The sequence below is a fragment of the Acinetobacter sp. F9 genome (assembly GCF_019195275.1).
Lineage (GTDB): Bacteria > Pseudomonadota > Gammaproteobacteria > Pseudomonadales > Moraxellaceae > Acinetobacter > Acinetobacter pseudolwoffii.
Map to the genome: position 1 here is coordinate 2,717,455 of NZ_CP078068.1, position 13,791 is coordinate 2,731,245.

General features: G+C 43.6%; 12 protein-coding genes. 5 read left to right on the forward strand and 7 right to left on the reverse strand.

Annotated features, from left to right (window positions below):
* Positions 1 to 3 precede the first annotated feature (3 nt).
* From KT990_RS12975 to rpiA, 4 genes are all read right to left on the reverse strand, one after another.
* The gene (locus tag KT990_RS12975; protein ID WP_218208895.1) at positions 4 to 753 is read right to left on the reverse strand and encodes a DUF6776 family protein; all 750 of its coding nucleotides are present in this window, start codon (positions 751 to 753) and stop codon (positions 4 to 6) included.
* 77 nt (positions 754 to 830) lie between these two features.
* Entirely contained in the window at positions 831 to 1,886 is a 1,056-nt protein-coding gene (argC, locus tag KT990_RS12980) for an N-acetyl-gamma-glutamyl-phosphate reductase (protein ID WP_180039757.1), read from the reverse strand.
* Between the two features lie 202 nt (positions 1,887 to 2,088).
* Positions 2,089 to 2,766 (reverse strand): M48 family metallopeptidase, encoded by a 678-nt coding sequence (locus KT990_RS12985; protein WP_218208896.1) that lies wholly within the window; start codon positions 2,764 to 2,766, stop codon positions 2,089 to 2,091.
* Between the two features lie 149 nt (positions 2,767 to 2,915).
* Positions 2,916 to 3,587, reverse strand: coding sequence for a ribose-5-phosphate isomerase RpiA (rpiA, locus tag KT990_RS12990; RefSeq protein ID WP_100355010.1), 672 nt, complete (start codon positions 3,585 to 3,587; stop codon positions 2,916 to 2,918).
* Between the two features lie 104 nt (positions 3,588 to 3,691).
* Between rpiA and ilvA the strand changes: the two genes are divergently transcribed.
* The 3 genes from ilvA (at position 3,692) to KT990_RS13005 (ending at position 7,386) form a co-directional block, all read left to right on the forward strand.
* Positions 3,692 to 5,230 carry a threonine ammonia-lyase, biosynthetic gene (ilvA, locus tag KT990_RS12995; protein ID WP_005171103.1) on the forward strand — a complete coding sequence of 513 codons (1,539 nt, stop codon included), beginning with the start codon at positions 3,692 to 3,694 and terminating at the stop codon, positions 5,228 to 5,230.
* Between the two features lie 162 nt (positions 5,231 to 5,392).
* Positions 5,393 to 6,049, forward strand: a complete 657-nt coding sequence (locus tag KT990_RS13000) for a potassium channel family protein (RefSeq protein WP_159515796.1) — start codon at positions 5,393 to 5,395, stop codon at positions 6,047 to 6,049.
* On the forward strand, positions 6,046 to 7,386 hold the full coding sequence (locus tag KT990_RS13005; RefSeq protein WP_074382832.1) for a TrkH family potassium uptake protein: 1,341 nt from the start codon (positions 6,046 to 6,048) through the stop codon (positions 7,384 to 7,386). The genes KT990_RS13000 and KT990_RS13005 overlap by 4 nt, the downstream gene beginning before the upstream one ends.
* 72 nt (positions 7,387 to 7,458) lie before the next feature.
* Here KT990_RS13005 and KT990_RS13010 read toward each other — a convergent pair whose 3' ends face one another.
* The 3 genes from KT990_RS13010 to KT990_RS13020 all read right to left on the reverse strand — a co-directional run bounded on the left by KT990_RS13010 (position 7,459) and on the right by KT990_RS13020 (position 12,180).
* Entirely contained in the window at positions 7,459 to 8,601 is a 1,143-nt protein-coding gene (locus KT990_RS13010; protein ID WP_218208897.1) for a phospholipase A, read from the reverse strand.
* A gap of 21 nt (positions 8,602 to 8,622) precedes the next feature.
* The gene (locus KT990_RS13015; protein WP_180085321.1) at positions 8,623 to 11,562 is read right to left on the reverse strand and encodes an insulinase family protein; all 2,940 of its coding nucleotides are present in this window, start codon (positions 11,560 to 11,562) and stop codon (positions 8,623 to 8,625) included.
* Positions 11,563 to 11,727: 165 nt separating this feature from the next.
* Complete coding sequence (locus tag KT990_RS13020; RefSeq protein WP_100535023.1) at positions 11,728 to 12,180, reverse strand: GNAT family N-acetyltransferase; 453 nt, start codon at positions 12,178 to 12,180, stop codon at positions 11,728 to 11,730.
* 277 nt (positions 12,181 to 12,457) lie between these two features.
* On the opposite strand from KT990_RS13020, the gene KT990_RS13025 reads away from it, so the two are divergent.
* Together KT990_RS13025 and KT990_RS13030 are read left to right on the forward strand one after the other, a co-directional pair.
* Positions 12,458 to 13,462 (forward strand): adenosine kinase, encoded by a 1,005-nt coding sequence (locus tag KT990_RS13025; RefSeq protein ID WP_005171110.1) that lies wholly within the window; start codon positions 12,458 to 12,460, stop codon positions 13,460 to 13,462.
* A 14-nt stretch (positions 13,463 to 13,476) separates the two neighbouring features.
* A complete protein-coding gene (locus KT990_RS13030) occupies positions 13,477 to 13,785 on the forward strand; it encodes a Rieske (2Fe-2S) protein (protein WP_171063348.1) in 309 nt (102 codons plus the stop codon).
* Positions 13,786 to 13,791 lie beyond the last annotated feature (6 nt).

Genomic DNA, 13,791 nt, shown 5'->3' on the forward strand with positions numbered 1-13,791 from the left:
CACTTAATTTGCATTTGCTTCGGTTTTCGGAATTTCTGACAAGGCGGCAGACTGATTTTCAACTGCTTTGCCCTGTTCCCAGCTAAAACGACGGATCACCGGTTTGGCACCGCTGAGACGTATCTCAATAAATTCTGGCTTAAAGCCTTTTGGCATGCTCCAGCGACCGGTTAAACGCTCATAATTTTCAAAATTAAAGTTTTTGTCTTCCAGTGGCACCACCAGAATTTCAGTCCCTTTAATCAGGCGTAATTCAATACTCCCGGAGGCACGACTTTTGCCCGGACTAACTTGAACCAGATCAATCTGATATTCAAAGGCATTTTCAGGCAAAGGCTTAATCGACAGGTTTTGCAAGGCCAAAGCCAAACCGCCACGCTGACGTAAGACCTCGCGATAAATGGTTCCGACACTTTCAGCCTGCACCTGTTCATCACGCGCCCTGGTCATGGCCAGATAGAGATCATTGGCATTACTCACCGCCAGATCACGCTCCTGAACCGCAGTATTCAGATTCTTATTTAATGTTTCCAGACTGGCTTTTTGTGTCTGTACCACATCGACCAGTTGCTCTGCATCTGCATCATAACCCGCCGCAGTCAAACCCTGACGGTGTCCTACGGTATATCCGAGCACACCACTACTCAAGATCAATACAGCCGCACCAATGACCAAGGGCGTATTGCCTTTCATCAAAGATTTTTTTGCAGCTGGTTCCTGAGGAATGGTCGTATTTGACTCGTTATTCGGCATTTTGATCTCTTGTTTGCTTTATTCAAGACACACATTTAAATCCAAATCTAAATGTGTGTGAAGTTCTAATACGTTTCTTATGGTAATAAACCAATATTATTTAAGCCAGCATCTTCGGCAAATCCGAACATCAGGTTCATGTTTTGTACGGCCTGACCTGCTGCACCTTTCACCAAGTTATCCTGTACAACCAGGACTACCAGCTTGGTCGGTTGCGGCTTGTACAAGGCTATACGCAACTGATTGGCACCACGCACTGAACGGGTTTCTGGTGAGCTGCCTGCTGGCATGACATCGACAAAAGTTTCATTGGCATAGAACTGTTCATACAATGCCTGTAAATCTGCTGCTTGTCCTGCTTCAGTGAGATCGATGTAGATGGTCGACAACATACCACGGATCATTGGCACCAAATGCGGAACAAATAAAATGTGATCAAACACATCTTTTTGACCTGAGATATTTTCCAGGGCTTCGACAATTTCAGGGTGATGGCGGTGACCTGCTACGCCATAGGCTTTAAAGTTATCGGCATTTTCAGTATAGATGCCGCCCAAGCTTGCTTTACGACCTGCACCCGACACACCTGATTTCGCATCAATAATAATGCTTTCAGGTTTCACTAATGCGTCACTTGATGTTAATACTGGCGCCAGACCTAACTGAACCGTGGTTGGATAACAACCCGGGTTTCCAACTACATTGGCCTGTTTAATTTGTTCACGATTCAATTCAGATAAACCGTAAACAGAGTCTTTTAACAGTTCTGGACAAGTATGTTGCATGCCATACCATTTTTCAAACTGTTGCAGATCTTGTAAACGGAAATCTGCAGCCAGGTCAATGACTTTGGTCTTTGCAGCCACAAGCGCTTCGGCATGTTTCATTGCAACACCATGCGGCGTTGCAAAAAACACGACATCACATTTTTTAAGTTCATCGATATTTAAATCTGAATATTGAAGATCGGTATGTCCGCGTAAACTTGGGAACATGTCATCTACACGGCGACCATTTTCGGTACGTGATGTTAGTACATTCACCTGTACATTTGGGTGTCGTAGCAAAAGACGCAACAATTCAACGCCTGTATAACCTGTACCACCGACAATACCAACAGTAATCACGATCACTACCTCAAATCAAAGTTTCCATTTCGTAACTGCGTAGTATGACAGGAAGTTGAGGTTTTCTAAACTGTTTCAGCGGGGATTACTGGTTTTTTATAAGTACTGAACACAATTTCAAAATTAAAGAGAGATGGAAAAGTAATATCTATATTGCTTAGGCTATTTTAAGCCTTTATTTCCCTCTCATTCTCTATTCAGTTCAATTTTAAGCTTCCCACCAATATGGCAACGGCGTATTTTTTAGCATTTTCCGATGCTGTTGAAAATTTGCATCATGTTTCTGAACTTCCGCCCAAAAAAGTGAACTATGATCAAAATATTGGGTATGTGCCAGTTCATGTACCGCGACATAACGGGTAATTTCTTCGGGAAATAGCACCAAAGCACTATTCAGCATAATGTCATGCTGAGCAGAACAACTGCCCCAGCGGGTTTTGGGCTGTCGAATATTGCACTTCTTAAAAGGCAGATTGCATTGCTGTGAGACAAGATTTAAATATAGGGGAAGCTGGTCTTTGGCATAGCTGATGACAAAAGCTGTTAAATATTCTTCAGGATGTCGATCACTGACACAGAGCTGTAACTTCTGAGAATCAAAAACAAAGTTATGTTTCTGGCTTTGATAATGAATCTGAACTGGCATGTTTAAATTAAACAACTGCAGCTCAGTTGGTAGCGTTCGGTCTATTTTTTGGACTTTTTCCTGCTGCGATTGCCAGGTTTTAATCAGCCATTGTTCTGATTGTTTTAAAAATTCTTGAACTTGGCGCTGTGTACAAAACTGCGGCACAGTTAATTTAATTTGCGTCGGCTCTACACGCAGTCTCAAGCGTGTTGCGCGTAATTTTCGAGTGATTTGGATTTCAGGGAGGTTTGGAATCATATTTTATTGATTTTATTTTTAATCCTCCCTAACCCTCCTTTTTCAAAGAGGGGCTTTTAAAAGTCTCCCTTCTTGCACTTGTTTTAAAGCAGTGCTTTAAAACTTCGCTCAGGGAGATTTAGGGGGATTTAATTTATAAAATTAAAGGATTAAACCGCAGTACGTTCTTCAATACCATCATTGGTTGCCACAATTGCGATGTCCGCTTTATTAATCGCAAAAATTCCGTTACAGACCACGCCAGGAATATTGTTAAGCGTTTTTTCAAGCTCGAGTGCATTTAAGATATTCAGATTATGCACATCTAAAATCACATTACCATTGTCAGTCACGACACCTTCACGATATGCAGGATCACCGCCCAGAGAGACAATTTTACGTGCAACCGCAGAACGTGCCATAGGAATTACTTCAACTGGCAGTGGGAAATCGCGTCCTAATTGTCCGACCCATTTTGAATCATCCACGATACACACAAATTTTTTCGCAATCGATGCCACAATTTTTTCACGTGTCAGTGCTGCACCACCACCTTTGATCATATGCAAATGACGATCAATTTCATCTGCGCCGTCGACATAAGCATCTAGTCCGCCGACAGAGTTCATATCGACCACTTCAATGCCTAACTTCTTAAGACGTTGCGCCGTTGCTTCAGAACTTGCCACAGCCGCTTCTAACTGAAGTTCTGGCAATAAATCGATTAAAAAGTTAACCGTACTTCCGGTACCTACGCCTAAAATGCCGCCTTTTGGTAAGTGTTTCAGAGCAGCACGGGCCGCTGCTTGTTTTTTCTCATCTTGGGTTGCATATAGACTCATGGCTTCACTCAACTATTTTGGACTTTTGCAGTATTTTCGAACCGCAAAGCCGTATGGTTTGTTACAATAAGCGCCTATTTTAAACTGTTAGATGGAAAATTAACATGCTGTCTCGTTTGGTTCGACAAATATTACAAGCAACGGTCTACGATGTTGCAATCGAAACTCCACTCGAAGCAGCGCCACGAATTAGCGAACGACTCAATAATAATATCCGCTTTAAACGTGAAGATTTACAACCGGTTTTTTCATTCAAATTACGTGGTGCTTATAACCGCATTAGTCAATTGCCTAAATCTCAACTGGAACGTGGTGTCATCACAGCCTCAGCAGGCAACCATGCGCAAGGCGTGGCATTATCGGGTAAAAAATTGGGTATTCGCGCCATTATTGTAATGCCAAAAACAACACCAGATATTAAAGTCCAAGCGGTAAAACGCCTTGGGGGTGAAGTTGTTTTACATGGTGACTCATTCGACGTTGCCAACAAATATGCAATTCAACGCGCTCAAGAAGATGGCATGACTTTTATTCCGCCTTATGATGATGAGCTGGTGATGGCGGGTCAAGGTACCATTGCCAATGAAATCTTGCGTCAATGGCGTGATGTCGATTATGTATTTGTAGCGGTAGGTGGCGGTGGCCTGATCGCAGGTGTGGCCGCCTACCTGGGTGATGTTGCCCCGCATGTCAAAGTCATTCCGGTGGAATATGACGAATCGGCATGCTTAAAAGCAGCTTTAGAGGCCAATGAACGTGTCATTTTACCTTCTGTGGGTTTATTCGCTGACGGTACAGCCGTTGCACAAATTGGTGAAAAACCATTTGAAGTGATTCGCCTGCAAAAGTCAGATAATTCTGGCCCGATCGTAGAACCACATGTGGTACTGGTCAATACCGACGAAATTTGTGCAGCCATTAAAGATACTTATGACGAATGCCGCAGCATTGTCGAACCCTCAGGTGCTATGGCATTGGCCGGCATTAAAAAATATGTCGAAGAACATAAAATCGAAGGCAAAAATATGGTGTCGATTGTATGCGGTGCCAACATGAACTTCGACCGTTTGCGTTATATCGCCGAACGTACCGAACTCGGTGAACGTAAAGAAGCGATTTTTGCCGTGACGATTCCGGAACAGAAAGGTTCATTCCTCAACTTCTGTCGCGCTTTGCAAGGTCGCAATATTACCGAATTTAATTACCGTGCCAGTGATGTCTCTGCTGCTCAAGTATTTGTTGGGATCAGCTTAAAAAATGGTGAAAAAGAACGTCAGGAAATTTATGAAACGCTAAAATTCCAGTATGACGTCGATGACCTGTCTGATGATGAAGTGGCAAAACTGCATATTCGTTACCTGATCGGTGGTCATGCCGATATTGAAAATGAACGCCTGTTCCGGGTGGAATTTCCAGAACGTCCTGGTGCTTTATTAATGTTCCTGGAACGTCTTGGCCCAACGCATAACATTACCCTGTTCCATTACCGTAACCACGGCGCTGCGGAAGGGCGTGTTCTGGTGGGTCTGGAGGCGACCGATGCGCAGCAGAATCCGGATGGCTTGATTGAAACCCTTGAAACCATTACCTATCCATATCAGGAAATTACCAATAATCTGGGCTATCAGCGCTTCCTGAAGTAATTGTTAAAATATAGACCGCCTTTCGAGGCGGTTTTTTATGTGCAACTCAAAATCATGATCATACTATTTATCTCGGCATAGCTTGCTGAATAGCAGCGCAATTTTTACGAAATTCTCTTACACTAAAATTGAGATGTAATAAAAATAGTTAGGACAATATTCATGGCATTATTTGCAGTGATTGGGCTGGGTAGTTTTGGTGCGACTGTGGCCACGCAACTGATCAGTCTGAATCATGAAGTGATCGGAATCGATCTGAATAAAAAATATGTAGAAAATATTTCTGATCAACTGACCCATGCTGTAATTGCCGATGCAACCGATGAGCATGTGCTGGATGAACTGAATGTGCAGCGTTGTGATGCCGTAGTCGTGGCGATCGGAGAAGATATTGAAGCCAGTATTTTGTGTGTATTGCACCTGAAAAATATGGGCGTCAAAAAAATCTGGGTAAAAGCCAAATCCAAATCCCATCACATGATTCTGACCCATCTCAATGTCGAGAAAATCATTCATCCTGAAGAAGATATGGGCGTGCGTGTGGCTCAGTCTTTAAGCTACCCGATGGTCAGTCGTTATATGGCACTGGAAGATGATCATTATATTGTCAAAATTCAGATTCATGCCGATCATCATGCTACGCCGCTCAACCAACTGATGAAGCACGCCCCTGAAATCACCACCTTATTACATAAGCGCGGATCAGTGGTGCAATACCAGGTCGCATCCGACCTGATTCTGCAGGAAGGCGATATTCTTGTGGTTGAAGGATTACTGGAGCCTTTACGCCATCTCGCCAGATATTTTAAAGCGCTATGAGAAGTTCTGACTTAAAGCAACATAGAACCATTAATCTCAGCCCGCCGAGTTTATTGGCCTTGGGTTTTCTCGGATTAATCCTGATCGGTTCACTGCTACTGATGTTACCTATTGCCCATCAGGGTGATATCAGCTGGTTGCAAGCCATTTTCACGGCTACTTCTGCGGTGACCATTACCGGACTGTCCGTAGTGAATGTCGGTGAAGCCTATACGGTATTTGGCCAGATTGTCATTATGTTTCTGCTGCAATGCGGTGGACTGGGTTTTATGACCTTTGCCATTCTGGCAGTGATGAGTCTGGCACCCAAGATGGGGCTCAAACAGCAAGTCATGGCACAGGAATCGATTGGCCAGACCAGCCTGAAAAAAGTCAGTTTTACCATTAAAGCGGTATTTTTATATTCCCTGTTTTTTGAAGCTATCGGTACGCTGATTCTGACCTTGTCCTGGCTCAGAGAATATCCGTTCAGTGAAGCACTCTTTTATGCTGCCTTTTATAGTGTGTCAGCGTTCAATAATGGTGGATTTTCGCTTTTTCCAAATAGCTTGATGAGCTTTTCAGGGCAGTATCTGATCACCTTTACCATCAGTATGCTGTATATCATTGGTGGTATCGGCTTTCTGGTGCTGATGGATGTCAAGCAACATAGACGCTGGCGCAAGTTAAGTACCAATAGCAAGCTCATTCTTTCGACGATTCTGGGGCTCAATCTGAGTGCGTTTATTGTGCTATGGCTGCTCGAAGCCTCTAATCCGCAAACTTTGGGCCTGATGAGTCTAGGCGATCAAGCCGTGAATGCCTGGTTCCATGCCACTGTTCCCCGCTCTTCAGGCTTTAATAGCTTACCGATGGAGCAAATGAGTGATGCATCGACCCTCGTCACCATGTTTCTGATGTTTATTGGCGGCGGCTCCTTAAGTACGGCGGGCGGAATTAAAGTCGGCACGTTTATTATTGTATTGATTAGCGTAATCAGTTTTTTAAGACGTGAAGATGAAATCCGTCTGTTTAATCATTCTATTCCCGAAAAAACTACGTTTAAGGCACTGGCTGTGGTCTGTATTACGGCAGCCTTAATTGTGATGGGTTTTATGAGTTTATTAATTCTGGAACCTGAACATGAATTTCTCGATCTGTTATTTGAAGCCGTGTCAGCAGCCTGTACGGTCGGCTTGACCCGAGGAATAACCGAAGAACTGCAACCTGCCAGTTTGATTATTTTGATGCTGTTAATGTTTGCAGGACGTTTAGGGCCACTGACTTTAGCTTATTTCATTGCTACCCCGAAAAAGAGCCGAATCAAACATCCGCCTTCAGAAATCCAGATTGGTTAAACCACCCAATAAAAAAACCATGCTACAGCATGGTTTTTTTATATTAATTCTAAAATGATGAAGCCTGGAAACTTAGAACCAGTTCATTAATGAAACACCCAAGCCCACATAAGTGGCACGATGGTTATAATCAATCAGACTTTCGCCATAGCCATCAAAAAGCTGGAATTGACCACGTAAACGGCCACTGATCGGGAATGACCAGTCAAACTGGATTGCACCACGATTGTCATCACCGCCTTTTAAGGTATGACGCAGCATCAAGGAAAAATCATGCTCGTTATGACGATAAAAAGCCGTCATGTCGCCGCGTCCAATATAGTTCTTGATCTCGGGATTGTTATCGTCGTCACGATTCTCTTCAAAGCGATACCAAGGGCGAACCATCAGGGCAAAATTGTCTTTTTCAAAGCCCAGATTCAGCATGACGCGGTTCCAGCTACGCGACAACGGGTCAGAACGGCCATTGGACTGATGATTAATGGTTAGTCCCAACATACGCCAGTTAAGACCAAAAAGGTCATAATTGGTACGCAAAACAAAACTTGCTTCGGGTTCATAATTGGTTTCACGAAACGGACGTGACTCTTCCGAGTTATAGACCTGCCAACGTGAAGACTGAGTATAACCGAGCCAGAGATCCCCATTATTCCCCAGAATATTTTCAACCGCCTTGGTCTTTAAAGACAGTTGAAACTTAGCTTCAGTTGAGGTGAGATTCTGTTTCTCTGTCTCTATATTGTTGGGATTTTCACTCTCGGGTAATTCATTTTTCTTTGAAGTCCAAAAACCGGGCATCAGATAAATTGGCTGATAAGAACGGATGTTCCAGGTACCCAGTTTACTTTCCGGAGACAATTCCCAGCGACTATCCAGCAAAGACAGATTTGGTGTCAGCTTTGATCCTTCAGAAGCATAAATATTGGAAACGGTTTGTCCAATCTTGGCTTTTAAATTATCAGGTTCAGGCGCAATTTCTGCTGCTGCACGACGTTCAGAAACGATCACCGGCTTATCGGTAATCGCTATTTTGAACAAGCTATCATAACAGGCCAAACGTTCTGCACTGATTTCCAGTGCTGCACAGGCTTCAGCCGTTGCCGGCATGGGACTATTCACCACTATTTTTTCTTCCGCATTCACTTGCGTCCCAACTGTACAGCCCAGCACAACGCTCAGCTGCAGAGTTGAGCGCCTAAACGAATTAAGCGCCATCCCTTATCCTCATTTTTTTATTTATAGAACTTGTTGAATTACAAAACCAAGCTGCTCTAGCGTTTCACGTTTTGCCACTGGCGCCACGACTGCCTTAGTGGCCTGCTGCTCAAGCAGATAAGTTTGTGCAACACGCTTTAAATCATCCAGTGTGACATTTAACAGACGTTTACGTAATTTCTTACGGAATGCTGGTGTACGCTGATGCAGATAGGCATAACATGCAGTGATTGCCTCGCCCGCTGGTGAACCCGGTTTATCCATACTGGCAATCAGACCCAGAATCGCTTCTTCCAGTTGATGCGGCTGTTGCGGCGCATTGAGTAACCACTGAATACTGGCATCAAAGTCCTGGAAAGTTTCTGCCAGACGCGGGTCACGGTAGCTGTAGAAACGGAATGAACAGGCATTGCCGTCATAGCTGGCACCACCGCCATAAGCACCACCTTTTTCACGGATTGCACTGTGCAGGAAGCCATTACGTAAATAACCCGCCAGCACCATCAAGGCAGCAGCATCAGGATGCGCCACTTCGACCGCCGGATAAGCAGCCGCGCAGAACTGGACATTGGCCTGAATTAACCAGGCTTCATGCTGATCATGCGTCACTTTTTCGATTTGAGTCAGTGCAACCGGTGCAGGATCAACCGCCAGTTTGTCCCAGACATTCTGGATTTCTTCAATCAAGCTATCAGATTGTGGCTCTTCACACACCAGCAGGAACTGCTTCGGTGCTTGCAACAGGACACGATGAATTCGTTTTAACTCGTCAATCAGCAGATCATATTCAGCCGGATCTTTTTCAATTTTAGAGACCAGCTCGATCAGCCAGTTTAATGCACCCAAACCAGTATTGTGATAATCACGCAATGCCAAGGCACTGTGCTGACGAGATGCAGATTGCATCGCATAGCTATGCCCCGAACCGGAAACACGTGACTGCCAGCGTGTTTTACGCTGTTGTAACAGTTCAATAATACGGTCTTTTTCATCAAAACGTAGCTGTTCAAAACCAATCTTCAACAGACGAATGGCATCTAAATGATTCACCAGTGATTTGGTGGTCAGCGTCAGCCAAGCCGTGATCTTGTTTTTGTCATCGACTTTAGAACGCAACGATGCGCCCATACCGAGACCCCCACTTACCGCAGTTTGCAGTTGCTGGAATTCCAGATAATCATATTCACCCGCACCGACTTCACCCATCAAAATCGAAAGCAGGTTGAAGTATGGTGATTGCACCACTTCATCTGGAATATTCACTAAAACCTGTTGATAATAAATACCATTGGTACCGGCATGATACAGATTCAACGGCGTATCGACCTGATTACAGATAATCTCGCGTAACTGGCCCTGAACAATCTGTAATTCCGCAGGTACATCTTCCAGACCGACTTTTGGCAATAAGTTCAAGTCATCCGGTGTATCCTGACGCACATTCAATGCTTCAGTCTGGGCAATAATGTCTGCTTTCTGCTCTTCGGTCAGATTCTTGCCAATTTCAGCCAGACGGGCTTTTTCATCGGCCGCTTCTTTGGCAGATTTGGTCGCATCCGGAACCAGCGTCAGTTGTACACGATGCGGATTATCCAGCAGATGCTCTTGAATCAGGTTGGATAACCACATTGGATCTTGTAGTTCTTCTTTCACCGCAGCAATCGCGGAATCCACATCCCAGACTTCCACCGGATCACGGTGATGAATCGCACTGCCCAAACCGCTCAGAATCAGGCTCAGACCATAAGGCGTGCCATCCCCATTGATTTCACGCTGATGCAGTTCAATTTGATGCAAAATTGCATCGACCATGTTCTGATCGACCGGTTTAGAGGCGACATCTTCTAAAACTTTAAACACGCCATTTTTAAATTCTTCTGCATGTTCAGGATTTGAACCCTGCACCGCACAGTAGAAGGTCATTTCAAAATTAGAATCATCCACACCCATAAATGGACCACTAGACTGTGCATAATCACAGGTTTCCAGATAATGACGCAGTGGTGATGCTGAATCTTCCAGCAGAATCCCTTCGACTAAACGCATACCCAAACGCAGTTTAATATTGCTGGCTTCTGGCAATAACCATGACAGCACATGATAGGTTTTATCCTGCAAATCTTCAGCATCGACTGCATAGCTGTCTGTCACAGTCAATGGTGCAGTCAAACGGGTTTCAGGCGTTGGATATAAGGTCTGACCTTGCTCAAATTTGGACAATGCCAGTTTTTCAAACTGTTCTTGCAGTTCAAATGCAGATTGATTACCAAAAGTCATGAAGACTGCATTACTTGGATGATAATGTGACTTATAGAAATCGACTAACTCTTGGTAAGTTAAGTCAGGAATATCTTTTGGATCACCGCCAGAATTATAATGATAAGTGGTATGCGGATATAAATGATGCGCCAGCGTATGATAAAGCTGGTCTGAAGGCGAACTCATCGCCCCTTTCATTTCATTAAAGACCACGCCTTTATAGACTGGCTCGCCATTTTCCAGCTCAATGCGAATGCCTTCTTGTGCAAAATCCAGTGGATTCAGGTTCGCAGCAAATGCCGCGTCCATATACACTTCAAGCAGGTTTTGAAAATCTTTGCTGTTTTGCGTTGCAAATGGATAAGCCGTCCAGTCTGCCGCAGTAAAGGCATTCATGAAGGTGTTCAATGAACGGCGGATCATCAGGAAGAATGGATCGCGCACCGGGAACTTTTCTGAACCGCATAATGCAGTATGTTCCAAAATATGTGCTTCGCCTTTAGAATCCATCGGCTGGGTACGAAACGCCACCAGAAAGACATTTTCATCGTGATTGGTCGCCAGGTGATAATGTGTGGCGCCAGTCACTTTATGTTTATATTCAGACACAAAAATGTCTAAAGCTTCAACATGTTGTTGACGTAACAACTGAAACGCAGGATGTACAGTTTGAGAAATGGTTTCAGTGACATCTACAGTCATGCGATCTCCTAATGCTTTAATTAAAATAACTAAGGACATTATAGCTTTAGTTATCTGAATTATTCACGTTGAAAACCGAGGATTTTGATCGAATTAAGTAAACTTGATCATTTGAAAATTAAATCATCAAATTTACTGGCTAAGTCTGGCTCAACAGCCGCAAGATCACGAAATCAAATATTTGAAGTAGTTATAACTTGGATTATTTTCCACAAATACATAATTCTGTTTTTGATAAAAACTTGCAGCCAGTCGGGTATCTGTTTGTAGACATAAGGCCGAATAATGCGGAGCTGCCAACTGTTCCAGATAAGCCAGAAGCTGTTTACCGACCCCATGTAGCCGATATTTTGGATGGACATAGAAACGGCGCACACGACCAATCCGCTCTTCAATGCCATTATCGCCCCATTGCTGGTTTAGGCCACCACAGGCAATCAGTTTTTTGCCATCATGCGCGACCAATAAATGTTCATTGGCTTGAGCAAAGCAGTTTTTACCGGTGCGATATTCTTCAATTAACTTATCCATCACATCTAAGCCTTCTTTACGCGCAAGGGTCGCTAGCGTTTCGACCTGGTCAGGAAGTTGTTCAACTTTTACAATTTTAATATCCATATACGCACACTATTTGAAATGATTGTGAAGAATGATCTTCGCAGAGCGACTTTAAAGTATCATGTCGAACGCGATATATCCTTATAAATAAAATTTGATGCTTAAATCAATGCTACAGCAACGTAGTGCATAAAAATAAGTCAAATCTTAGACCAAAGATAGTCACTGAATAAAATACAGCATTTTTGGAAAATATTTGAAAATGATTCAGCAAACTACAGCAATCCCAAGCAATCGTGTAAACTTGGCACTTTCATTTTTAATGTGATATTTGAACATGGCAAATGTTGATCTTTTTGCAATTGGTAATGCGCTGATTGACCAAGAATTTAAAGTGTCTGACGACTTTTTAACTGCACATCACTTGCAAAAAGGCACCATGCAGCTGACAGATGGTGATACTCAGGCCAGACTTTATCAAAATCTTCAAGCGACTCAAGTTTATAAGGGTCAGGCTTCAGGCGGTTCAGCAGCCAACACTACCGTGGCATTTTCTGCACTTGGCGGTTCTGCATTTTATGGTTGCCGTGTTGGTAATGATGAACTGGGGCAAATCTATCTGAAAGGTTTAAATGATGCAGGCATTCAGACCACAATCCAGTCGATCAGCGAAGGTGTAACGGGAACTTGTATGGTTCTGGTGAGTCCTGATTCTGAACGTACCATGCATACTTATCTAGGTATTACTGCTGAACTCACGGATCAACAAATTGATTTTAGTGCGCTAAATACTGCGAAATGGCTATATATCGAAGGTTATTTATCGACTTCTGAAACAGCACGCCATGCCGTCAAACAGGCACGTGCAATTGCCCGCGCTAACGGAGTTAAAATTGCTTTAACTTTATCGGATCCTGCCATGGTGCAATATGCGCGTGCCGGTCTGGATGAAATGATTGCAGAAGGTGTCGACCTGTTGCTGTGTAACCAGCAAGAAGCCCTGATGTATACAGAGACCGATAATATTGACGCGGCTCTAGTTAAATTAAAAACACTCAGTCAACACGTTGTCATTACATTGTCAGCCGAGGGTGCACTTATTTCGGATCACGACAATACATTTAAAGTGCCTGGCCGCAAAGTTACTGCAGTAGATGCGAATGGTGCCGGTGATGCATTTGCCGGGGCTTTCCTGTATGCCTTGAATGCCAACCTAGGTCTTAAAACTGCGGCTGAACTGGCGATTTTAATTTCCAGTCAGGTGGTTTCGCAATTTGGCCCACGTTTAGCGATTGAAGACTATGCGGCATTATTACAAGACTTTCAGAAGGAATGTGCTTAATGTTTAAAATTTGTATGACCGAAGATGTTCCAGAGCGTGAAGCACGCTCTTTTGAACTGGACAATGGGGATATTATTTTTATTACCCAGCGCGATGGAGCTTTTTATGCCTATCAAAACCTGTGTCCGCATTTGCAAGTCGAGCTGGAATTTCTGGAAAACCAGTTTTTGGATCGTGATCAGGAATTTATTGAATGTTCAACGCATGGTGCACTATTTTTGGTAGAAAGCGGTGAATGTATTTCCGGGCCTTGCCAAGGTCAGTCACTTGAAAAAGTAGAAATTACCGTGCATTCTGATGGTGGAATTTACCTCACAGAATAAGACCTA